Annotated in this window: 21 protein-coding genes and 1 riboswitch; of the genes, 7 read left to right on the plus strand and 14 right to left on the minus strand. The window is 67.4% G+C overall.

What is annotated here, in order from left to right; all coding sequences use genetic code 11:
• Nucleotides 1-17: 17 nt before the first annotated feature.
• Nucleotides 18-410, minus strand: a complete 393-nt coding sequence (locus ABD53_RS14340; RefSeq protein ID WP_047866513.1) for an FmdB family zinc ribbon protein — start codon at nucleotides 408-410, stop codon at nucleotides 18-20.
• A 189-nt stretch (nucleotides 411-599) separates the two neighbouring features.
• On the opposite strand from ABD53_RS14340, the gene ABD53_RS14345 reads away from it, so the two are divergent.
• On the plus strand, nucleotides 600-851 hold the full coding sequence (locus ABD53_RS14345; RefSeq protein ID WP_152670796.1) for a DUF2630 family protein: 252 nt from the start codon (nucleotides 600-602) through the stop codon (nucleotides 849-851).
• A 37-nt stretch (nucleotides 852-888) separates the two neighbouring features.
• Here the strand turns inward: ABD53_RS14345 and ABD53_RS14350 are convergent, their stop codons facing one another.
• From ABD53_RS14350 to metX, 7 genes are all read right to left on the minus strand, one after another.
• Nucleotides 889-1,161, minus strand: a complete 273-nt coding sequence (locus ABD53_RS14350; protein ID WP_047866515.1) for a hypothetical protein — start codon at nucleotides 1,159-1,161, stop codon at nucleotides 889-891.
• Nucleotides 1,162-1,252: 91 nt separating this feature from the next.
• Complete coding sequence (locus tag ABD53_RS14355) at nucleotides 1,253-1,699, minus strand: GNAT family N-acetyltransferase (protein ID WP_235401668.1); 447 nt, start codon at nucleotides 1,697-1,699, stop codon at nucleotides 1,253-1,255.
• A gap of 53 nt (nucleotides 1,700-1,752) precedes the next feature.
• Nucleotides 1,753-2,727, minus strand: coding sequence for an aspartate-semialdehyde dehydrogenase (locus ABD53_RS14360; RefSeq protein ID WP_047866517.1), 975 nt, complete (start codon nucleotides 2,725-2,727; stop codon nucleotides 1,753-1,755).
• Between the two features lie 6 nt (nucleotides 2,728-2,733).
• A complete protein-coding gene (locus tag ABD53_RS14365) occupies nucleotides 2,734-3,834 on the minus strand; it encodes a hypothetical protein (protein WP_047866518.1) in 1,101 nt (366 codons plus the stop codon).
• Nucleotides 3,831-5,192, minus strand: coding sequence for an aspartate kinase (locus tag ABD53_RS14370; protein WP_053058123.1), 1,362 nt, complete (start codon nucleotides 5,190-5,192; stop codon nucleotides 3,831-3,833). Before ABD53_RS14370 ends, ABD53_RS14365 begins: the two co-directional genes overlap by 4 nt.
• 7 nt (nucleotides 5,193-5,199) lie before the next feature.
• A complete protein-coding gene (locus ABD53_RS14375; RefSeq protein ID WP_047866519.1) occupies nucleotides 5,200-6,504 on the minus strand; it encodes an O-acetylhomoserine aminocarboxypropyltransferase/cysteine synthase family protein in 1,305 nt (434 codons plus the stop codon).
• Between the two features lie 10 nt (nucleotides 6,505-6,514).
• Nucleotides 6,515-7,687, minus strand: coding sequence for a homoserine O-acetyltransferase MetX (gene metX, locus ABD53_RS14380; RefSeq protein WP_053058124.1), 1,173 nt, complete (start codon nucleotides 7,685-7,687; stop codon nucleotides 6,515-6,517).
• Between the two features lie 132 nt (nucleotides 7,688-7,819).
• Nucleotides 7,820-7,936: riboswitch (SAM riboswitch) on the minus strand.
• A 166-nt stretch (nucleotides 7,937-8,102) separates the two neighbouring features.
• Between metX and ABD53_RS14385 the strand changes: the two genes are divergently transcribed.
• Entirely contained in the window at nucleotides 8,103-9,875 is a 1,773-nt protein-coding gene (locus ABD53_RS14385) for a proline--tRNA ligase (protein ID WP_047866545.1), read from the plus strand.
• Nucleotides 9,876-10,216: 341 nt separating this feature from the next.
• Entirely contained in the window at nucleotides 10,217-11,953 is a 1,737-nt protein-coding gene (locus tag ABD53_RS14390) for a hypothetical protein (protein ID WP_047866520.1), read from the plus strand.
• 27 nt (nucleotides 11,954-11,980) lie between these two features.
• Here the strand turns inward: ABD53_RS14390 and ABD53_RS14395 are convergent, their stop codons facing one another.
• From ABD53_RS14395 to ABD53_RS14420, 6 genes are all read right to left on the minus strand, one after another.
• On the minus strand, nucleotides 11,981-12,946 hold the full coding sequence (locus tag ABD53_RS14395) for a bile acid:sodium symporter family protein (protein ID WP_047866521.1): 966 nt from the start codon (nucleotides 12,944-12,946) through the stop codon (nucleotides 11,981-11,983).
• An 87-nt stretch (nucleotides 12,947-13,033) separates the two neighbouring features.
• On the minus strand, nucleotides 13,034-14,266 hold the full coding sequence (gene ilvA / locus ABD53_RS14400; RefSeq protein ID WP_047866522.1) for a threonine ammonia-lyase: 1,233 nt from the start codon (nucleotides 14,264-14,266) through the stop codon (nucleotides 13,034-13,036).
• Between the two features lie 2 nt (nucleotides 14,267-14,268).
• The gene (gene serS, locus ABD53_RS14405) at nucleotides 14,269-15,543 is read right to left on the minus strand and encodes a serine--tRNA ligase (protein ID WP_047866523.1); all 1,275 of its coding nucleotides are present in this window, start codon (nucleotides 15,541-15,543) and stop codon (nucleotides 14,269-14,271) included.
• Nucleotides 15,544-15,658: 115 nt separating this feature from the next.
• Nucleotides 15,659-16,180 (minus strand): isoprenylcysteine carboxyl methyltransferase family protein, encoded by a 522-nt coding sequence (locus tag ABD53_RS14410; protein ID WP_047866524.1) that lies wholly within the window; start codon nucleotides 16,178-16,180, stop codon nucleotides 15,659-15,661.
• Nucleotides 16,181-16,186: 6 nt separating this feature from the next.
• A complete protein-coding gene (locus ABD53_RS14415) occupies nucleotides 16,187-17,272 on the minus strand; it encodes a type III polyketide synthase (RefSeq protein ID WP_047866525.1) in 1,086 nt (361 codons plus the stop codon).
• 174 nt (nucleotides 17,273-17,446) lie between these two features.
• Nucleotides 17,447-17,734: a hypothetical protein gene (locus tag ABD53_RS14420; protein ID WP_047866526.1), complete on the minus strand. Its 288-nt coding sequence runs from the start codon at nucleotides 17,732-17,734 to the stop codon at nucleotides 17,447-17,449.
• Between the two features lie 300 nt (nucleotides 17,735-18,034).
• Between ABD53_RS14420 and ABD53_RS14425 the strand changes: the two genes are divergently transcribed.
• From ABD53_RS14425 to ABD53_RS14440, 4 genes are read left to right on the plus strand one after another with little or no spacing between them, the layout of a single operon-like run.
• Nucleotides 18,035-19,270, plus strand: a complete 1,236-nt coding sequence (locus ABD53_RS14425; protein ID WP_047866527.1) for a beta-ketoacyl-[acyl-carrier-protein] synthase family protein — start codon at nucleotides 18,035-18,037, stop codon at nucleotides 19,268-19,270.
• Between the two features lie 5 nt (nucleotides 19,271-19,275).
• Nucleotides 19,276-19,848, plus strand: coding sequence for a peroxiredoxin (locus tag ABD53_RS14430; RefSeq protein ID WP_047866528.1), 573 nt, complete (start codon nucleotides 19,276-19,278; stop codon nucleotides 19,846-19,848).
• Between the two features lie 28 nt (nucleotides 19,849-19,876).
• A complete protein-coding gene (gene larE / locus ABD53_RS14435) occupies nucleotides 19,877-20,755 on the plus strand; it encodes an ATP-dependent sacrificial sulfur transferase LarE (protein ID WP_047866529.1) in 879 nt (292 codons plus the stop codon).
• A 2-nt stretch (nucleotides 20,756-20,757) separates the two neighbouring features.
• Nucleotides 20,758-21,357: a DUF456 domain-containing protein gene (locus ABD53_RS14440; protein WP_084709726.1), complete on the plus strand. Its 600-nt coding sequence runs from the start codon at nucleotides 20,758-20,760 to the stop codon at nucleotides 21,355-21,357.
• The last annotated feature ends 112 nt before the right edge of the window (nucleotides 21,358-21,469 follow it).

A 21,469-nucleotide genomic window follows, 5' to 3' on the forward strand; every position in this document is an offset into this window, starting at 1 on the left:
CGTACGGGGCGTGGAGGCTACTCGCCGCCGGAAGAGGCCCCCGAGCCGCCGGAATTGCCGGAGCTACTTGAGTTACCGGAGGAGCTGGAGCTTTTCGAGGATTTATCCGAGGAGCCGTTCGAAGAGCCGGCGGAGTCCGAGGAACCCGAGGAGTTCGAGCCGCTTCCGTTGCCGGAGCCGCCGTAAGAGTCCGAGGAATCGGAGGCGCCGGATCCCGCGTTCGATCCGGCCTTCCCGCTGCTGTAGTCCGTGGAGTAGAAGCCCGATCCCTTGAAGGAGATGCCCACTGGCTGCATCAGCTTTCTGACCGGGGCCCCGCACTCTATGCAGCTCGTCAACGGGTCGTCAGACATCTTCTGCATCGTGTCGAAGACGTGACCCTGCTCGCACTTGTACTCGTAGATCGGCATCTATCCTCCGCTCGGGTTATTAAAAGGGCGTATCCGCCTTATTATACAACCGGGCCTCGGAGCCGGGGCTGTGGCGCGAGCCGGAGCAGCGGGGGCCGTCACCGGGTAATATCCGGGACACCGCCGATGCCGGGCGGATAAAGATAATAATCAGTAGTTCGAGGATCTTGACGAGGAGAGAGGGATAACTTGGCTAGTGAGATCATGGCGAACATAGAGCGGCTCTCGCGGGAGAAGGAGGAGCTCGAGTCCCGGGAAGCCGAGCGCCCCACCGATACCGGGGCCCGCGACAGGCTGCAAAACGTCGAGCACGCCCTGGACGTCCTCTGGGACCTCAGGCGGCGGGAGATGTCCGGCGAGCACGTGCAGCTAGACGACGATTTCCTGGACCGCTACAACGTATCCCCCGGAGACGACGCCCCGGACTCGTCCGGCAGTTAGGGCAGATTAGGGGCGGTTAGGAGGGCCCGTAACGGGCTTACTGCTGGCGATTCTCCGGGTCCAGCTCTCCCGACTCGAAAGCCTCCTGCATCTTCTCGCGGGCGGCCTCCACGATCTTCGGGTCCGAGAGGAGGTCGTCTATCTGGTCCCCGCTCATGTTGCGGCGGACGTACTCCTCTCCGGCTATGTCCTCCAGCACCGCGCCCTCGCCTATGCGGTGGACCACGTACTCGAGCACCCGCTGCTCACGGGCGGAATGCCCCCGGCCACCGAAGATCCGGGCCCAGAACGACTTTTTCTCTTCGGACATATCTCTCCTTCGAGCCGTGAACAGCCGTAAATACTCCCTACCGGAGTGTATCCGGTGGCGGACGTCCCGTACAGAGAGGTCTTCGATGGCCTCAGGCGCGCCCGGCGAGGCTCCGCAGGTCTTCTCCGGTTATGCGATAAACCGTCCACCCGTCCATCGGGACCGCGCCCAGAGACTCGTAGAAGCCGATGGCCGGCTCGTTCCACTTCAGCACCGACCACTCCAGCCGGCCGCACCCGCGCTCCCGCGCAAGCTCCGCCACCCGGCTTAGTAGCGCCACCCCCAGGCCGGAGCCCCGGAACCCGGGCCGGACGTACAGGTCCTCCAGGTAGAGGCCGGGACGCCCGAGAAAGGTCGAGAAGTTGTGGAAGAACAGGGCGAACCCAGCCGGCTCTCCCCCGGCGTACCCGAGCAGCGCCTCGGCCACCGGACGTTCACCGAACAGAGACTCCCTGAAATCCTCTTCGGTGGCGACGACCTCGTGCGAGAGATGCTCGTACTCGGCGAGCTCCCGGACGAGGGCCAGGATCAGGGGCACGTCCTCCCCGGTCGCCGGGCGGACCTCGATCTCCGCCGCGCCGGATACCCTCCCTATACCCGGCTCCCGACGAGCGTCTCCGCTATCTGCACCGCGTTGGTGGCCGCGCCCTTGAGCAGGTTATCCGAGACGCACCAGTAGCTTATGGCGCCTGGAGAGCCTTCCTCCACCCGCACCCGGCCGACGTAGGTGCCGGGCTCGCCGACGGTTTCGAGCGGCGTCGGGTAGTCGTCCTTGTCGCCGGAGAAGACTAGGCCCGGCGCGTTCGAGAAGACGTCGAGCACGGCTTCGAGGCTGGCCTCGCGGGTGGTCTCGACGTAGACGCTCTCGGAGTGGCCGGTGTGGACGGGGATGCGCACCGTGGTCGGGTAGACCGGGAGGTCCGGGAGGCCCAGGATCTTGGCCGACTCGTCCTTCATCTTGCGCTCCTCGGTGGTGTAGCCATCATCGCCGACGGAGCCGATGAGCGGGATGGCGTTGCCCGAGATCTCCTTCGGGTACACCCCTTCGCCGCCGGGCAGACCCTCCAGCGCCTCCACGCCGCCGCGTCCGGAGCCCGAGACGGCCTGGTATGTAGAGACGATCACCTTCTCCAAGCCGAACTCCCGGGCCAGCGGCGCCAGCGGCACGACCATCGTGGTCGTGGAGCAGTTCGGGCTCGCGATGATTCCCTTGTGATCGCGCAGGGCGTCGGCGTTGACCTCCGGCACGACCAGAGGAACCTCGGGGTCGAGCCGGAAGTCCGACCCGTTATCTATAACGACCGCGCCGCGGGCGACGGCCTCGGGGGCTAGCTGCATGGCCGCGCCCTTCTCGCCCTCGGTCCCGGCGAAGAGGGCGTAGTCCACGCCCTCAAAGGCCGAGGCTTCGGCGACTCTTACGTCGAACTCCTCGCCCTGTATCTCCACCCGGCGCGCCGTGCGGGCCAGGACGCGGATCTCATCCGCCGGAAAGTCCCGCCGCCGCAGTTCGGAGACCAGCCTCTCCCCGACGAGCCCCGCCCCGACCACCGCTACCGTATATCCCATAACTCGCTAACTCTCCTCCGTGTCTCGCGGGCCATCCGACTCTGCTACGGCCTTGTTTACTATGTCGAGGATATCGTAGACGACGCCACTCGCGGTGCGGTGCGGTCCAGCCCCCGGCCCGGTGACCGTGAGGGTCACGTCGTCGTAGCGCCGGGTGTGGAAGTCGAAGACGTTCTCGGGGCCGTCTATGGGGCCAAACGGGCTCTCGACCGGCGTGTCCATGAGGCCGACCTCTACCGGGCCGTCCTTCGGGATCGTCGCCAGATAGCGCAGCATGTGCCCCGCCTCGACGGAGTTCAGCCGCTCGGCGAAGGCGTCGTCGGCCTCCGGCAACCGCCGCATGAACTCCTCCTGCGGCACGTCCTCCAGACCCTCGGGGACCAGGGACTCGTACGGTATATCTCCAAGCTCGATCTCACGTCCTATCGTCCGAGCCAGGATTATGGCCTTGCGGGCCACGTCCAGACCGGATAGGTCGTCCCGGGGATCGGGTTCGGCGTAGTGCAGGTCCACCGCCTCTCGTACCGCTTCGGAGAACGACCGGCCCGACTCGACCGCGCTCATTATGAAGCCGAGCGTGCCGGATGGGCTGGCCTGTATCTCGAAGACCTCGTCGCCGCTTTCGAGCAGGTACTTGAGGGTCGAGATTATCGGCATGCCGGCCCCGACGGTCGCCTCGTACCACAGCCGGTCCGGGGTCTCGGAGATCAGACGGTGGTAGTCCGCGCTCGGCCCGGAGAGCGGCCCCTTGTTGGAGAGCACCAGAAAGGAGCCGTTCCGGACCCCGGCGAGGTCCTGTGGAAACGTGCCGCCGTGTACCGCGAGATCCACCACGATCCGCGTCACGCCCGGCTCGGGCTCGCTGGCGAGCACGCTATCCAGGGGCTCAACGCCGAGCTCAGAGAGGCTCCCGCCGCCTTCCTTGAGCTTTACCGCCCGCGGCAGCAGGTCCTCGCCCACCAGCGCGCCCGAGGTGTCGGCCACGGCGTGGTAGCGGACGTCTATGCCGTGGCGCTCGCGCCACCGCTTGCGCTCTTCGAGCACGATCTGGGCCGTCGCCCGGCCGACGTGCCCGAGGCCGAGCTGCACCAGCTCAACGCGTCTCACGCTACCCCCTCTACCGAATACGATCCCTCGTCAGCGGTCTCGCCGTCCCCGCTCCGGATGCCCAGCAGGGAACCGTGCAGCGTTTCTAGCGCCGAGCGCGCATCATCTCCGTCCACAACGAAGAGCAGACCGTCAGAGCAGAGCCCGGCCCAACACACGGTGATCCCCCGTTTCCCGAGGACGGAGATCCCCGCCGAAAGCTCGTCGCATCCCGGGGAACCCACACAGACTACCGCCGCGTGACCGGCGGGTTCACGTTCTCCGTCCCCCGCGTGGAGCAGGTAGTCCACCCCGTAACCGCTGGAGCCCAGCATCCGGAAGACCGGTGTTTCGGGCACGCCGGACTCTCGCACGAGCGAGACCCCGCGTCTCAGTACCACCCCGCGGATACCGGAGCCCGGCTCACGGCTGCACACGCAGGTCCCGGCGCAGTTCCGGTTGAACGTGCTGCGGACCGTTACCTCTATCCCGGCGGCCCGGGCAGGCTCCATCGTCTTCGGGTGAAGCACCTTGGCCCCCAGGCCCGCCATCGAGGATGCCTCCCGGTACGAGAGCCGCGGCACGAGCCGGGCACCACCTACCAGCGCGGGATCCGCGTCGAGCACGCCGTCCACGTCAGAGCAGATCCAGACCTCCCGCGAGCCCAGCGCCGCCCCGAGCGCCGTCGCCGAGAGGTCCGAGCCGCCGCGCCCGAGCGTGGTCTGACCACCTTCCGGCGAGCGCCCGACGAAGCCCGGCACTACCGCGACCTCCCCGGCCTCCAGCAGCGGGACGACGTTTCCGGCGGCCCGCTCGCGGGTGCGCCCGGAGTCCACCTCGGCCTCGGCGTGGGCCGCATCCGTGGCAATCGGGTCGCCGGCGACGGCGGCGGGAGCGCCCGCGCTGGCTATGGCCCCGGCCAGGATACAGGCCGAGAGCCGCTCACCGTACACCGCGATCTCCGCCCTGCGGGCGCGGCGCGCCTCGGGGGTCTCGCCCCCGGAAGCTATGGCCTCCAGCAGGCCGCCGAGCAGCTCGTAGATCCGCTCCTCGACCGGCGGCAGGTGCTCCTCCGAGACCGCGTGGCGGGCGGCGGAGAGGTGGCGCTCGGCCAGCGTGCGGTGTAGCTCGGCCAGTGAGCCCTCGCGCGTCGCCCCGGTGGAGGTTCGGTCGTCACCGCCAGCGGTCGTCCCGGCGTAGCCGAGCAGGGTATCGGTGGTGCCGCTCATGGCGGAGACCACCACGACCACCGGACGGCCAAGGGCCTCGTCGGCCACCATGCGGGCGGCGCGGACGAACTCCGCTCCGCCGCCGACCGACGTGCCCCCGAACTTTATTACGAGGGGCTCCAGGGAGGGTTCCCGGCTACGCTGGCTCACTCTACGCTCACGCTCCATTTAGTGCATTGTCCAGATCGGAGAGGATGTCGTCGATGGACTCCAGGCCGACCGAGAGCCGGATGTAGTCGTCTGTCACCCCGGTAGTCGCCTGCTCGTCCACGGATAGCTGCTGGTGGGTGGTGGAGGCCGGGTGGATCACGAGGCTCTTGGCGTCGCCGATGTTCGCGAGCAGGCTGTGCAGCTCCAGCCGGTCTATGAACTTCTTGCCGGCCTCAAGGCCGCCCTCGATGCCGAAGCCCAGGATCGCGCCGTACATCCCGCCCCGGTGGTACTTCTTCGCCAGCTCGTGGGTCGGATGACTCGATAGACCGGGGTAGTTTACCCAGCTCACCTTCTCGTGGCCCTCCAGGAACTCCGCGACCTTCTGGCCGTTCCCGGAGTGGCGCTCCATGCGCAGCGGCAGCGTCTCCAGGCCCTGCAGGAAGAGGAAGCTGTTGAACGGGCTCACGACCGGACCGTAGTCCCGCATCATCTGCACCCGGGCCTTCATTATGTACGCCAGCTCCCCGAGCGCCGGGTAGAACTCCAGGCCGTGATACGAGGGGTCCGGCTCGGTGAACTCGGGGAAGTTTCCGTTATCCCAGGGGAAGGTGCCGCCGTCCACGATCACGCCGCCGATAGACGTGCCGTGGCCGCCCATGAACTTCGTCGCCGAGTGGACCACGACGTCCGCCCCGTGCGCCAGCGGGTTCACCAGGTACGGCGAGGGTATGGTGTTATCCACGATCAGCGGTATCCCGGCCTCGTGGGCGACCTCGGCGATGGCCTCTATGTCCAGCGTGTTCAGCGACGGGTTGCCGACCGTCTCCGCGTAGAGGGCCTTGGTCTTGTCCGTGATCTGGGCCCCGAAGCCCTCCGCGTCGGCCTCGGCGGCGAACTTTACGTTTATCCCGATCTTGGGCATCGTGTGGTGGAAGAGGTTGTAGGTGCCGCCGTAGAGCCCGGCGCTGGAGACGATCTCGTCTCCCGCTCCGGCGATGTTCAGGATCGCCAGCGTCTCCGCAGACTGCCCGCTGGCGGTCGCTAGAGCCCCGACGCCGCCTTCGAGGCTCGCCACGCGCTGCTCGAACACGTCGGTGGTCGGGTTCATCAGGCGCGTGTAGATGTTGCCCATCTCCGAGAGCGAGAAGAGGCTCGCGGCGTGATCGGTATCATGAAACACGTAGGAGGTGGACTGGTAGATCGGGACCGCCCGAGCCGTCGTCGTCGGATCGGGCTCCTGCCCGGCGTGCAGCGAGCGGGTCTCGAAGCCGTAGTTGTGAGCAGTCTTGTTTTCGTTGGTATCGGTCATGCTGTCTCCTCTAGCTCTCGTCGTCTTTATGTACGAATGGCCCGATTGCGGCGTCTAGCTCGTCCCAGTCCTTGAGGAACGCGTCGTGGCCGGAGTCGGAGTGTATCTCCCTGTAATGGGCGTCGGCCCCGGCCTCCTGGGCGACCTGGGCGGTCCTCCGTACCTCTCCGGGATAGAAAAGCCAGTCACTCGAGATGCCCACGAAAAGGGTCTCGGCGGAGATCCTGGCGTAAGCGTCCCCGGCGCGTCCGTACCCAGCAGCCACGTCGTACAGGTCCATCGCCCGGGTGAGGTACAGGTACGAGTTTGCGTCGAAGCGCCCCACGAGGTCCCGGCCCTGGTACTGCAGGTAGCTCTCGACCTCGAAGCGCCCGCCGAACTCGGGGTGTATCGCGGGCCGGCTCGCAGGCCGGCGGCCGAACCGCTCCCACTGCCCCTCCGGGCTCTGGTAGGTGACCATCCCGGCCATGCGAGCTATGGCGAGCCCTTCTTCGGGCTCGCGCCCGGTGCCGTAGTAGTCGCCGTCCTGCCAGTCCGGGTCGGCCATTATGGCGCGCCGCCCGAGCTCGCTCATGGCGAGGCCCTGGGGGCCGAGCGCCCCGGTCGCGGCGACGGGCACGGCCCGCTCCACGAAGTCCGGGTGGCTCACGGCCCATTCGAGCGCCTGCTGGCCGCCGATGGAGCCCCCGATCACGAGCGCCAGACGCTCCACCCCCAGGGCTTCGAGCACGAGCTTCTGGGCGCGGACCATGTCCCGGATGGTGACCACCGGGAAACGCATCCCGTAGGGCTCACCGGTGGCAGGGTCCTCGGAGGCGGGACCGGTAGAGCCGCCGCAGCCACCGAGCACGTTCACACAGACCATGAAGTAGCGGTCCGTATCCAGGGTGCGCCCGGGCCCGATCATGGCGTCCCACCAACCGCCACGCTTGTACCCCTCGGAGGGGCAGCCGGCGGCGTGGGAGTCGCCGGTGAGGGCGTGGGTGACGAGCACGGCGTTCGTGCCAGCCTTGTTTGGCTCGCCCCACGTCTCGTAGGCAAGGGTAACGTCTTCGAGGTTTCCGCCGAGCTCCGGCTCGAAGGAGCCTATAGAAAGGTAGCTCTTACCTGGACTGCTAGAGCACCCCCGCAGGATACTCCGAGCCGGAGCGTCGTTAGCCCCGGCCCCCAGGTCTGGTGTCATATTCGGTAGTAATGCAGCCTCCTCTCTTCCGCAAGGTGAACAGGTTTTCGCCAACGGCTCCGTTATTCAGTCATTCAGCCGGAGCCATCCTACGCGCAACCCGCTCGGTAGAAGAGGCCGTCTACGGCTCTTCCCACATCTTCCAGGGCGCTGCTCACGCCCTGCTGGACTTGGCACCTCGCGGCTATATGCCGCCGCCGGTTGCCGCGGTTTCTCGGGGCCAGTTCCCTCCGCCGCTCTCGATGCGAGTCCGCGCTAAGCCGGGATGCTAAAGCACCGGCCTCCCGCCGTCAAGATACGCGGGCGCTGCACAGACCCTATAAACAGCACCTGTACAGACCCGGGCCGCAGGGCTGTATAGTAAGCATACGCTGGTAATCCGAGAGACTTTTTCCGGGAGGTAACTTTCATGCGCATGAGCGGGATGTTCGGCCACACACTAAGAGGCAACCCATCCGAGGCGGAGACCGAGGGGCACCGGCTACTCGTGCGGGCCGGCTTCATGCGCCAGCTCGCGAGCGGAATCTTCTCCTACCTCCCGCTCGCCCACCGGGCGCTCGGCAAGGTGGAAGGGATAGTGCGGGAGGAGATGGACCGTATCGGTGGCCAGGAGATGAAGATGCCCGTCGTACACCCGGCCGACCTGTGGCAGGAGACCGGCCGGTGGTACCAGATCGGCTCGGAGCTAGGCCGGTTCAAGGACAAGAACGACCGCGACATGGTGCTCGCCATGACCCACGAGGAGGTCGTTGCGGACCTCATCCGGCGGGAGATCTCCTCCTACCGCCAGCTACCGGCGTTTATATACCAGATCCAGACCAAGTGGCGCGACGACCCCCGCCCCCGCTCCGGCCTCATCCGGGCGCGCGAGTTCACGATGAAGGACGCCTACAGCCTCGACGCCGACGAGGAGGGCCTGGACCGTCGGTACCGGGCCGGCTACTCCGCGTACTTCAACGTCTTCCACCGCTGCGGCCTGCCATCCGTCGCCGTGGACTCGGACGTCGGCATGATGGGCGGCACCCAGGCCCACGAGTTCATGTACCTCTCCCCGATAGGCGAGGACACGCTAATCCTCTGCGACAACTGCGGCTACACGGCGAATCGCCAGATCTCAGGTCTAGCAAAACCCGCCGCCGAAAGGGAAGACGAGAAGCCGCTTGAGAAGGTCGAGACACCCGGCACCGACACCATCCTCTCGCTCGCGAAGTATCTCGGCGTACCGACCTCGAAGACCGCAAAGGCCATCTTCGCCGTCGCGAGCTTCGAGAACGCCGGGGAGGGAGAGTCCGAGCGGTTCGTGATCGCGGTTGTGCGGGGCGACATGGACTACAACGACACCAAGCTCCTAAACGCCGTCGGGGCAGACGACCTGCGCCCGGCGCGGGAGGAGGAGATCCGGGCCGCCGGGGCCGAGCCGGGCTACGGTTCCCCCATCGGCGCGAAGGCGCTCGTGGTGGCGGACGACGCGATTGCGGACTCCCCGAACCTCGTCGCCGGGGCGAACGAGCCCGGCTACCACTACACGAACGTGAACCTCAGTCGCGACTTCGAGGCCGACGTGGTGACCGACATCGCGGTGGCGGAGGCGGGCTCGGGCTGCCCGGCGTGTGGCGAGCCGGTGCGGGCCGAGCGCGGCGTGGAGGTCGGGAACATCTTCAAGCTCGGCACCAAGTACACCGAGGCCCTCGGGGCGAGCTTTTTGGACGCGGAGGGCGTGTCGAAGCCCGTGATCATGGGCTCCTACGGCATCGGGATCGGGCGGCTCCTGAACTGTGTCGCCGAGGAGCACCGGGATGATGACGGCCTGATCTGGCCCGTCTCCATCGCCCCCTACCAGGTCCACCTCATCGCCTCCGAGCAGACCGCCACACGGGCCGCCGAGCTGTACGAGACCCTATCCGAAGCCGGTTTCGAGGTGCTCTACGATGACCGGGAGGAGTCGCTCGGGCCGAAGTTCAAGGACGCCGACCTCATAGGTCTTCCCTTGCGGCTCACGCTCACCCCACGCTCGCTGGAGAACGGCGGCGTCGAGCTCAAGGAGCGCGAAAGCGGCGAGACCGAGGTGGCCGCGTTCGAGGAGGTGAGCGAGAGGGTCGGGGAGCGTCTCTCCGCGCTCCGGGAAAAGCTGGACCGCTCGGTCGTGGAGGTGCCGTTCGGCGAGCAGCCCGCGAGCTGGCTCACATAAGGCTTGCCCAAGGCTCACGTACGAATCCAGGTACGGGCTCATACGGTAGCCCGGAGCCTTGAAACGCGGGCCGATATGCCCGAGTATTCTCGGCGTTCCCGGCGGCGCGAGCGGGGCCCGCACGTGGAGGGTGTGCAGGGCGCGCAACCCGATGCCCGTGATCCCGTATTACACCGGTGTATCCAGAGGACCGGAGGGGTGAGTCCGGACACCGGCACCGTATAGCGGCGCTTTCCCGCCGCCCGCGCCTCCGGTCAGAGGCGGGAACCCGGTTGAAACCAGGGCCTCCCGAAAGGTAGTTAAAAGGCAGAGCAAAAGAGCAGAGCGGACGGACTGACACGATGCACAAGCAAAACAAGCGCGGCCTCCTGCTCACGCTGGCGTTTCTCTCGGTCGTGCCCGCGGCCGCCCACCTCGCCTACTCCTGGATGGGCTTCAGCCCGACCGACGACGGCTTCACCCTGGCGTACAGCCGACGCCTGCTGGAGGGACAGGTGCCGCACCTGGACTTCATCATCATCCGCCCCCCACTCTCTCCCCTGCTACACGCGCCTTTCGTCCTCCTCGGCGGGGAGTACATGTACTGGATCTCACGCCTCTTCGTGTGGTTCGAGTTCGCCGTCATGGCCTGGGCCTGGGTAAGCGCCGCCGGACACGTCTTCGAACGCGCCTCCGGCCGATCCTTCGGGGCCACCGTCAAGGTGCTACTCGGTCTCGTGGCCTTCGCCGCCTCGGCCCAGCACTTCGTCATAACGGCCTGGCACACCATAGACGGCCTCTTTCTGGCCTCTATCGGGGCGTGGCTGCTCGTCTCCCGCCAGGGCTCGGGAGGTAGAGCGCCCGGCTATCTGGGCTATCTGGGATACCTGCTGATCGGGGCCGCCTATCTGGTGAAGCAGAGCTTTATCTTCATGCCGCCGCTTTTCCTGCTCGCGCTCGGGGACTGGCGCAGGGCCCGGTACTGGATAGCCTCCGCGATACCCGGGCTCCTGTACTTGGCCTACCTCCTCGCGACCGGCGCGCTGCCGGACGCCTTCGAGCAGCTAACCTCCCAGACCAGCGTGGTATCGGCGGGTGTGATCAGCTACCTCAACTACGCCGTCGTCCTGGGCCTGATAATCGGGGCGGCCTCGACGCTGCTGATAGTGGCGGGACACAGGCTGCCGGGGCGGGGTGGCGACGCCGGGAGCCCGCGCCTGCCGGAGACTGCCGGGGCGCTCGCCTTGGCCGGACTCCCCATAGGCGTCACGGCGGTCGGGATGGTTCTGGACAGCCTCTCCACCATAGCCTTCGGCATCTTCGGCATGCTGCTCGGGGTGGTCGTCGTAACGCTCGGCCCGGCGCTCTACCGGGGAGGCTGGCGGCTAAGAGAGAACGTAGACCCCGCGCGCCTGGCGATACTCGCCCTGATCCTGGGCTGGAGCAGCTCCCTGTCCTTCGGGTATAACACCCCGTCGCTCGCCCTGGGGCCGATGATCGTCGCGCTCGCGGCGTTCGCCTACCCGACACTCGTCCCCGCTCCCCATCGCGGGGGAGCGGCCTCTCACGCGTCGCGCTCGCGGTTGGCGCGGGGCCTGCTGATCGCCGTCGCCCTCGCGCTGGTCATCAGCTTCGGGTGGAGCAGGACCTACTACATCTACCGTCAACCCTCCGCCGGAGAGCTAACGAAGCCGGCGGGTGAGGTGCTACCCGGAGGACGGCTCATCTACACGGACGGGCCAACCCACGAGTTCCTGAGGGAGATCCGGGAGGGACGCCGCATGGCCGAGCGGCGGGGCAAGGAGTACGCAATAGTCCCGCAGGCCGCGGGATACTGGCCGCAGGCCGAGCAGCCCAACCCCCTGCCCATAGACTGGCCCTGGTCCGTCGAGCTCGCCACGCCGGAGCTTAGAGACCGCGTAAAGGACGACCTCGAGGCCGGACGCGGAGAGACGATAGTCCTGGCCCAGAAGGTGGACGCCTTCGAGCTGTCGTTCGGCCCGGAGCCCGCGACGGGCGAGATGTACGAGGTGCTGCGCTACGTCCGCGAAAACTGGGAGAAGACCGGCGAGACCAGGTACTTCGAGATCTACGAGTAGAGAGCCCCCAGCGCCCTCCCCATCACCTCACACCACCCGCGGCTTACGCTCGCCGCCGGGCTCGGCGTCGCCCACGGGTCTGCGACTCCAGAAGGTCGCCAGCGCCGGGCCGGAGACATTGTGCCACACGCTGAACACGGCCCCCGGAAGCGCCGCGACCGGCCCGAAGTAGGTCGTGGCGAGCGCGGCGGCGAGCCCGGAGTTCTGCATCCCGACCTCTACCACCATCGCCCGCCGCTGAGACGGAGTTATCTTCAAGGCGCTCGCCACCCCGTAGCCGAGAGCGTAGCCCGAGAGGTTGTGGAGCACCACGACCAGCAGCACCAGCGGACCTACGGTCAAGAGGCTCCCCGAGCTGGCCGCCACGACCGCAGCCACGATCACCACTATCGCCACCACAGAGACCAGCGGCAGCACGGGACGTACCCGCCGCACCACGCCCCCGAACAAGGTGTTCACCGCAACCCCGGCCGCCACCGGCAGGAGCACGATCTGCACTATGGACCAGAACAGCCCCGCCGCATCCACCGGCAGCCAGGTCCCCGTTAGGAGGAGCATCAAGAGCGGCGTCAGCAGTGGCGCGAGCACGGTGGATACCGCCGTCATGGAGACCGATAGCGAGACGTCGCCGCGCGCCAGGTAGGTGATGACGTTCGAAGCCGTCCCGCCCGGACAGCAGCCGAGCAATATCACGCCCGCCGCAAGCTCTGGCGGCAGCCGCAGCGCAAGCGCCAGCAAGAACGCGACGATAGGCATGATCGTGAACTGCCCCGCCACCCCGATAGCCACCCCCGCCGGACGCCGGAAGACCCGCGCGAAGTCCGAGGTCGTGAGCGTCAGCCCCATCCCGAACATCACGAGCCCGAGCAGCGGCGCAATGTATCCCGTAAGCGCCGCCAGCGGCGACACGAAGAAGCCAACGGCCGCGCCCAACACCACCCAGAGCGCGAAGTATTTACCCGCTATGTCGCCAACCCGCTCAACTACCGCCATGGCCCTCCTCCCGGCTCTCCCACCACCCTACGGCGTCCGGCAAGCATACACTTTGAGGGGTTTGAGAAGGTGGATCGGAGTCCAGGGCTACTCCGGCCAGACCCCCTGCTCCTCGCGCTCGACGTGGTATCCGGCGTTCTGCAGATGCTCCACCACGTCGTCGCCGTGTCCCCCGTCCCGGACCTCAAGAACTAGCTCGAGCCCGACCTTTCCCAGCGGCGCGAGCCATACGGCGCGGCGGTGGAAGATGTCCACGACGTTCGCCCCGGCCTCGGCGACGGAGTCTATGAGCGGGGACAACGAGCCGGAGCGGTCGAGCACGGAGAGCCGGAGCAGCAGGTAGCGTCCCTGACGTACCATGACCTGCTCTATAACGCGCGAGAGCAGGTCCCCGTCAATGTTGCCGCCGCAGAGGACGGTGCAGACGGTGTCCGAGGCACCGACCGCCACCTTCCCCGACAGCAGCGCAGCCGCGCCGGCCGCGCCGGCTCCCTCGACCACCAGGCGGTTACGCTGGGCGCAGTGGGCGATGGCGCGGGCGATCTCATCGTCCGTGACCTCGACGACCTCGTCCACCAGATCGCGGATAATCGGCAGCGTCAGCCCGCCGGGACGCTTGACCGCGATGCCGTCCGCGATGGTCTGTGAGCCAGCCGCCGCAACGGGCTCTCCGCGCTGCAGCGACGGCCCGACGGACGAGAAACCTTCCGCCTGAACCCCGACCACCCTCACGCCGGGCACGAGAGCCTTGAGCGCCGTGGCGATGCCGGAGATCAGACCCCCACCACCTATCGGCACCACTGCCACCGAGACTCCGGGCAGAGACTCCGCTATCTCGAGACCCACCGTGCCCTGACCGGAGATCACCCGCTCGTCGTCGAAGGCGTGTACGGAGGTGTAACCGTGCTCCAGCCGCAGCTCCTCGGCCTTGAGGGCGGCGTCGTCAAAGGTGTCTCCTTCGAGCACCACCTCAGCGCCAAGCTCGCGAGTAGCCACGACCTTGGTGAGCGGCGCGAACCCCGGCATGACGATGGTTGCCCGCGCCCCGAGCAGCCTCGCGGCCAGCGCCACCCCCTGGGCGTGGTTTCCGGCTGAGGGTGAGATCACGCCGCGCTCCCGCTCCTCTTCCGAGAGGCTGCGCAGCTTGTTGTACGCGCCCCGGATCTTGAACGACCCGCTACGCTGCAACGACTCGGCCTTGAGGTAGACACCCGCCCCAAACCGCCGAGACAGATCCTCGTCGACCAAGAGCGGCGTCTCGTTCACGATTCCCCGCTGAGCCTCGGCCGCTTCACGTATCCCGGTCAGATCTACGGTCACGGCTAACTCCGGGCGGGCTCTATGACCTCGCGTCCCACGTATGGGACCAGAGCCTCGGGGATGGCGACCGAGCCGTCCTCGCGCTGGTAGTTCTCCAGGATGGCTATGAGCGCGCGGCTGATGGCTATCGCGGTGCCGTTCAGGGTGTGGGCGAGCTGCGGACGGCCTTCGCCCTCGCGGTAGCGGATCTTGAGCCGGCGGGCCTGGTAGTCGGTGGTGTTCGAGGTGGAGGTGATCTCGCCGAAATCACCGCGTCCGGGCATCCAGGCTTCGAGGTCGTACTTGCGGTACGCCGCGCCGCCGAGGTCACCGGTGCAGATGTCTACCACCCGGAACGGAATGCCGAGCCCGGAGAAGATCTCCTCCTCTACGGCGACCATCTCCTCGTGCAGGCTCTCGGACTGCTCCGGCGTGGCGAAGGCGAACATCTCGACCTTGGTGAACTGGTGGACCCGGTACAGCCCGCGGCTGGCCCGCCCGTGGGAGCCCGCCTCGGTGCGGAAGCAGTGGGATACCCCGGCGTAGCGCAAGGGCAGGTCGTCGGCGGGCAGGATCTCGTCGGCGAGCGAGCCGGCGAGCGTGATCTCGGCCGTGGCGATCATGGAGAGGTCGGTGTCCTCGACGGAGTAGATCTGGGTCTCCTCCCCGCGCGGGATGAACCCGGTGCCCGTGAGCATCTCGTCGCGGGCGAGGTCCGGCGTGGTCGTGGGCTCGTATCCGCGTTGCATGAGGATGTCCAGCGCATACCGGATCAGGCCGAGCTCCAGCAGGACGGCGTCGCCGCGCAGAAAGTAGAACTTGCTCCCGGCGACCCTGGCCCCGGCGTCGAAGTCTATGATTCCCAGGGTCTCACCGAGCTCGACGTGGTCCTTCGCCTCGAAATTGAACGTAGTGGGCTCGCCGCTGCGCCGGATCTCGACGTTCTCCGTGTCGTCCTTGCCGATTGGCGAGTCGGGGTGGGTCGTGTTCGGGATCTTGAGCTGCTCGTCGCGCAGCCTCTCCTCGACCTCGCGCAGCTCGGCCTCCTTCGCGGGCACGTCCTGCTTCAGCGCCTTGGACTCTTCGATGAGCCGCTGCCGCTCCTCTTCATCGGAAGCTCCCTTGACGCTCTTGGCGAGCGCGTTCTGGCGCTGCTTGAGATCGTTGACCTCCTGTATGAGCGCCGAGCGCCGGTCGGAGAGCTCTACCACCAGCCCCACGTCGGCCTCCACTCCGCGATTGCGGCAGTTCTCCGCCACCGCCTCGGGGTTCTCCCGGATGAACTTGAGATCCAGCATTTCGTCTCCGTTTCACTGCGGTCTAAGATATTCCAATGCGTTCTGGCGCCCCGGTCCTGTTGGACGTAACCTGGCACGGCTCGCGATGCCCGAATCCTATCCGCTGCCGGCCCCGCTAGCCAGAGGGAGAGCGCAGCTCTCTCAGAGCCCGCTCCTCGGTGCGGATACGGACGTACAGGAAGGCCGCGTTCAGAAGGGTGAAGACGAGCGCCGTGACCCACGCGCCGAATATCAGGGGGAAGGCCGCGACCTCCACCACGACGACCAGGTAGTTCGGATGCGAGAGATAACGGTACGACCCGCTCCGCAGCCGCCGGGCTCCGGGTACCACCAGCACGCGCACGTTCCAGCTCCTCCCGAGCGAGAGGATCGCCCAGTAGCGCAGGGGCTGCACGAGCAGGAAAGCCGCCAGCGGCACGTACCACAGCGCCGGTATCTCCGGCCCGCGCAGCGCGCCCTCCAGGAGCGTGGAGCCCAGCCACAGGGCGTGCAGCGCGACCATGACCGGGTAGTGGCCGCGGCCGTACTCTACCGCGCCCTGGTCCCGCGCCCGCCGCTCGTTGCGCCGCGACAGCCGCAGCTCCAGCAGGCGCTGCGCCGCCAGGAGGGCCACGCCCGCCAGGAGTAGCCCCGCCACGGGGCCTCAGAGCCTGAACAGGACGTGCTCGGCGGAGAACCCCGGACCCATCGCCGAGAGTATCCCGGCCTCCCCGGCGGCGTAATCCCCCTGCCGCAGCAGCCGTTCGAGGATGAACAGCACGGTAACGCTGGACATATTGCCGCAGTCCCGGAGGATGCCGCGCGACTCCGCGAGGCTGTCCGCCGGGAGATCCAGCACCTCCTCGAAGGCGTCGAGCACCTTGGCGCCGCCGGGATGCAGGACGAAGCGGCGCAGCTCGCCGAAAGCCACGCCGTTCGCCTCGCAGGCGGCCTCGACGTTCTCCCGCATCCTGCCCAGCACTATCTCCGGCACGCTGCGGGAGAGCCGGACCTTGAGGCCGGTCTCCACGAGCTCCCAGCCCATGACATCCTCCGTGCCGGACCACAGCGTGCTGTAGTCTCCGAGTAGCTCCGGCGTCCCGGAGCCATTCTCCCTTGCCCCGCCGGCCCCGAGCACCACGGCGGCGGCCCCGTCGCCGAAGAGGCTCATCGAGACGAGGTTGCTCTTGGAGAGGTCGCCGCGCTGCAGGGTGAGGCTGGAGGACTCGGCCCCGACCAGCAGGACGAGCTTTCCGGGGTGGAGCCGGGCGTGGTCGGCGGCCCGGGCGAGAGCGGCGGCACCGGCGGCGCAGCCAAGGCCCCAGATCGGCACCCGCCGCGTGTGCTCCGAGAGCCCGAGGCGCAGGATCAGCTTAGAGTCCAGCGACGGCGTCGAGACACCACTCGTGGAGAAGAAGAAGATCGCCCCTATATCCTCCGGCGAGGCTCCGGCGCGCTGCATTGCCTCCCGGGCGGCTTTCTCGGAGAGGTCCAGCGCGTACTTGACGTACAGCGCGTTCTTCTCCGGGAAAGAGTGCTCCTCGTGAAACCACTCCAGCGGCGCGCAGAAGTACCGGGTCTGTACCCCGGAGTTATCGAAGACGGGCATCAGACGCTCCACATTGCGCCCGGAGAACATCCGCCGGGCGAAGTCCTTGATCTCCTCCTGCCCGGCTCTGTACGGCGGCAGCGCCGTCGCCACAGAGAGCACCGACGGGTTGGCGTAGCCGGCGCCGGGTATGGCCTCCACTACGCCTCCCCCGTCATAACCACCATAATCGTCGTGGCCCGAATCCACGGGCACGTTACCGGCTGTGTCGACGTGGTCCCCGCCACCAGATCCAAAACCGCTCCAAACCTCGCCTCCAGGAGTTAGACCCCGTGTCTAACGCGATATCCCGCCACCGGCCGTAATCGCGTACCCCTACGATAGCGCGAATCCGGCCGCGTACAGGACGAGCGCCGCGCTCGCCAGACCGGCGTGGCCCGGCGTCCCGGCCCGGACCCGGGGCAGCACCGAGAAGACCCCGAGCACCCCGAGCAGCGGCCACAGCCGCGCTTCCCCGCCTACCAGCGCGCCGAGCGTGGCCGCCCCGGCGGAGACGAAAGCCGCGAAGAACAGCGCGTGGTGCAGCCACTTGAAAGGGCTACTGTCCACGACCCGGAGCTGCACCAGAATACCCAGGACGAAATTCGCCGCAAAGAAGGCCACGGCAAGGTGGAAGATCAGGTTACTACGGCTCCCTCCCCGTACGGATCGTCACGGATTCGACTCCTCGCTTCTCTTTGCCTCTCTGTTTCTCTAGGCTCGTTTTTCGCGCCATACGCGCCAGCGCCATACGCGCCATACTCTGTCTACTCAGGATAGCAGCCGGCCGGGGATGCGGAGCGGCGGCGTCCGGCAACGGCTCCCCGGAGTGGTGCTAAGATTCGGGCTTGTAGGTCCCCGCAAACGGGTAAGTAGGGCTCGTGCGGGACCGGTGCAGGCGACGGAGTGCTCTCTGGAGGGCGAATGGAGGAGGCCGCGGCATACGTAACGGGGATCGGGATCGTCAGCCCCATCGGGGTCGGGCGCAAGGCGTTCTGGAGCTCGCTGCTGGCGAACGAGAGCGGCATGGGGCCCATAACCCACTTTGACCCGGAAGGCTTCGACGTAAAGATAGCCGCCGAGTGTAACGGCTTCGATCCCAGGGACTTCATGGACCGGAAGGTGATTCCCCGCCTCGACCGCTTCGCCCAGATGGGGCTCGCCTCGACCAGGATGGCCCTCGACGACGCTGGAGCCTGGGAGACCTTGGAGGGAGAGCCCGAGCGCACCGGCCTCGTCATGGGCTCCGGGCTCGGCGGGGTCGCCACCATAGAACAGACCCAGGCGACTCTGGACGAGAAGGGTCCCGGCAGGGTAAACCCGTTCGCGGTGACCAAGATCATGCCGAACTCCGCCGCCGCGAACATCGGGATCCAGCTCGGCGTTCAGGGCCCCTCCACCGCCGGGGCGCTCGCCTGTAGCTGCGGCACGGACTCCGTCGGGCTGGGGTACGACCTGATCCGGCGCGGAGACGCCGACATGGTGATCTGCGGCGCCACAGAGGCGACCATCGCCCCGGTTATCGTGGCGGGCTTTATCGCGATGAAGGCGATGAGCCGCCGCAACGACGCCCCCGAGGAGGCCTGCCGGCCTTACGACGCGGACCACGCGGGCTTCGTCATAGCCGAGGGCGCGGCGGTCATGATCTTAGAGAGCGCGGAGTCCGTCGCCCGCCGGGGAGCCGAGCCCTACGCAAAGATCACCGGCGTCGGCCGCACCACCGACGCCTACCACCCAAACGACCCGGACCCCGAAGGCAAGGGCGTGTTGCGCTCCATGCAGCTCGCGCTGGAGGAGGCCGGGGTCGCCGGCGAGCGCGTCGGCTACATAAACCCCCACGGCACCGGTACCCTCGCCGGAGACGGGCCGGAATCGCGGGCGATGGAGGCGATCAACCCGGCCGTAAAGGTGTCCGGCACCAAGTCCACCCTCGGGCACTCGCTCGGGGCCAGCGGGGCGATAGAGGCCGCCATCTGCGCCCTGGCGATAGGTGAACAGACGGTGCCCCCCATGCGCAACCACGAGACCCTGGCGGAGGGCTGCGCCGACCTCGACTACGTCGTCGGCGAGCCCCGCGACGCGCCGGACCTCGAAGCCGCCATCTGCGAGAACCTCGGCGTCGGCGGCCACAACGCCTCCGTGGTCTTCGAGCGAGTGTAGACGAGTTGGTAGAGACCAACGACTACTCGGCTCTACCGGGAGACCTCCCGATCCCGGAGGACGACGGCGCCTGCGACCACCTGCCAGGCGGGCGTCTGCCGGATCTCGCTCTCACCGCGACCGACGATTCCGCCGTAAATCCCGCCGCCTTGGCCGGCCTGACGGTCATCTACTGCTACCCGATGACTGGCCGTCCCGGAGAAGCACTGCCGGACGGCTGGGACGCGACGCCGGGTGCGAGAGGCTGCACGCCGCAGTCCTGCGCCTTCCGCGACCATCACACCGAGCTCCGTGGGCTTGGGACGCGGGTCTTCGGCCTGAGTACTCAAAGCACCCCCTACCAACGAGAGGCCGCAGAGCGACTCGGGCTGCCGTATCCGCTCTTGAGCGACGCGGAGCTCCGGTTCACCCAGGGTCTGGGGCTACCCACCTTCGAGGCTGGAGGGATGACCCTGATCCGGCGTCTCACCCTCGTGGTCCGCGACGGCCTCGTCGAGAAGGTCTTCTACCCCGTATTTCCGCCGGACGCCAATGCCGGAGAGGTCGCGGAGTGGCTCAGAGACAACGAACCTGCATAGCGCACTTATAGGAGTCATAGGAGTCGTCATGACGAACATCTCAAAAACCACGGATATAGAGCGCCGCCTGCGGGAGCTTGAGGAGATAGTAGCCCCGTACGGCAGCGCGCTGGTCGCGTTCTCCGGCGGGGTTGACTCCTCGCTCGCCCTAGCAGTCGCGGCCCGCGCTCTGCCCTCCGGCAAGGTACTCGCCGTCACCTCGAACAACGAGACCTACCTGCCCTCCGAGCTGGAACCGGCGGAGGAGTTCGTCGCTTCTCTAGGGGTCGAGCATCTGGTCGTGGACACCCGGGAGCTGGATAATCCGGACTACGCCTCTAACCCCACGAACCGCTGCTACTTCTGCAAGAGCACGCTGTACTCGGACCTCGAGCGGCTGGCGTCGGAGCGCGGGTATGGCTGCGTGGTGGACGGGGCAAACGCCGACGACGAGAGCGACTACCGGCCCGGACGGGCGGCGGCGAAGGAGCTCTCGGTAGTCTCGCCGCTCTCCGAGGCCAGTCTTTCCAAGGAGGAAGTACGGGAGATCTCCCGTTACCTCGACCTCCCGATGTGGGACAAACCGGCGCTGGCGTGTCTGTCGAGCCGGTTCCCGTACGGGGAGGAGATCACACCGGAGAAGCTCGCCCAGGTTACCCGGGCCGAGGAGTTTATGCGCGAGAAAGGCTATCAGCAAGTACGGGTCAGGCACCACGGCGACCTCGCCCGGCTGGAGGTCGGGCCCGAGGAGCTTGAGCGGGCCTTCGCCGAACGGGAGGAGATCGCGGCGGAGCTTACGGAGGCTGGATTTCTGTACGTCACCCTGGATCTCGCCGGGTACCGCTCGGGCAGCCTGAACGCCGCGCTGGACAAGAGCGAGCAGAAGGCGAAAGACAAGGGCAGGAAGTCCCTGCCGGTGATCGGTTAGCCATGCTGGGAGTTTTGGCGGCCGTCGAGTTCGATCTGCTCTTTTTCATAACCATCGCGGCGGTGCTGATCGGCCTCGTGGGGAGCGTAGTGCCCGGGGTACCGGGGGTGCCTTTGATCTTCGTAGCCACGCTCGTCTACTCCTACTTCACCGACTTCGCGAACGTCGGCACGTGGGTGCTCGTGCTGCTCGGGGTATTCGCCGCGCTCGCGTTCGTCGCGGACCTTCTGGGCACCGTCTACGGTGCCCGCAGGTTCGGGGCCAGCGGATACGGCACGATAGGCGGCGCCGTCGGCGGCCTCGTCGGGACCCTGCTCGGGGCGCTGGTCTTCGGCGTCGGGGCGGTGTTCGGCCTGATCCTGGGCTCCGTCGCCGGGGTGTTCGCCGGAGAGTACCTGAAGCGTAACCGCAGTAATGCCGCCGGCGGCCCGGATTCAGACACGGGCCCCAGGGTCGAGAGGGCGTCCGAGCAGGGCTCTGACTGGGGCCGCATCTCACGCGCCGCGGGCGGCGTCTTCGTGGGGTACCTGATCTCGGCCGTCGCCCAGGGCGCGCTGGCGCTGGCGAGCGTGGCGGTGTTCGCGCTGGCCCTGATCTTCTGACCGTCTAGAACTTCCTAGAGCTTCCAGCCTCTTCGCATCGGCTCTGCTCGACTCCGCCCGGCTGTACATCCGGTCATGTGCGGTAGAATGCGAGCCTGCCAGAGGGCGGTCC

It is taken from the genome of Rubrobacter aplysinae (assembly GCF_001029505.1).
In the GTDB taxonomy this organism is placed as follows: Bacteria; Actinomycetota; Rubrobacteria; order Rubrobacterales; family Rubrobacteraceae; genus Rubrobacter_A; species Rubrobacter_A aplysinae.

Coding starts and splice junctions, on each gene's coding strand:
- ABD53_RS14340 (WP_047866513.1), bottom strand. CDS start 410: ATGCCGATCTACGAGTACAAGTGCGAGCAGGGTCACGTCTTCGACACG.
- ABD53_RS14350 (WP_047866515.1), bottom strand. CDS start 1,161: ATGTCCGAAGAGAAAAAGTCGTTCTGGGCCCGGATCTTCGGTGGCCGG.
- ABD53_RS14360 (WP_047866517.1), bottom strand. CDS start 2,727: ATGGGATATACGGTAGCGGTGGTCGGGGCGGGGCTCGTCGGGGAGAGG.
- ABD53_RS14375 (WP_047866519.1), bottom strand. CDS start 6,504: ATGACCGATACCAACGAAAACAAGACTGCTCACAACTACGGCTTCGAG.
- metX (WP_053058124.1), bottom strand. CDS start 7,687: ATGACACCAGACCTGGGGGCCGGGGCTAACGACGCTCCGGCTCGGAGT.
- ABD53_RS14385 (WP_047866545.1), top strand. CDS start 8,103: ATGAGCGGGATGTTCGGCCACACACTAAGAGGCAACCCATCCGAGGCG.
- ABD53_RS14390 (WP_047866520.1), top strand. CDS start 10,217: ATGCACAAGCAAAACAAGCGCGGCCTCCTGCTCACGCTGGCGTTTCTC.
- ABD53_RS14395 (WP_047866521.1), bottom strand. CDS start 12,946: ATGGCGGTAGTTGAGCGGGTTGGCGACATAGCGGGTAAATACTTCGCG.
- serS (WP_047866523.1), bottom strand. CDS start 15,543: ATGCTGGATCTCAAGTTCATCCGGGAGAACCCCGAGGCGGTGGCGGAG.
- ABD53_RS14425 (WP_047866527.1), top strand. CDS start 18,035: ATGGAGGAGGCCGCGGCATACGTAACGGGGATCGGGATCGTCAGCCCC.
- larE (WP_047866529.1), top strand. CDS start 19,877: ATGACGAACATCTCAAAAACCACGGATATAGAGCGCCGCCTGCGGGAG.
- ABD53_RS14440 (WP_084709726.1), top strand. CDS start 20,758: ATGCTGGGAGTTTTGGCGGCCGTCGAGTTCGATCTGCTCTTTTTCATA.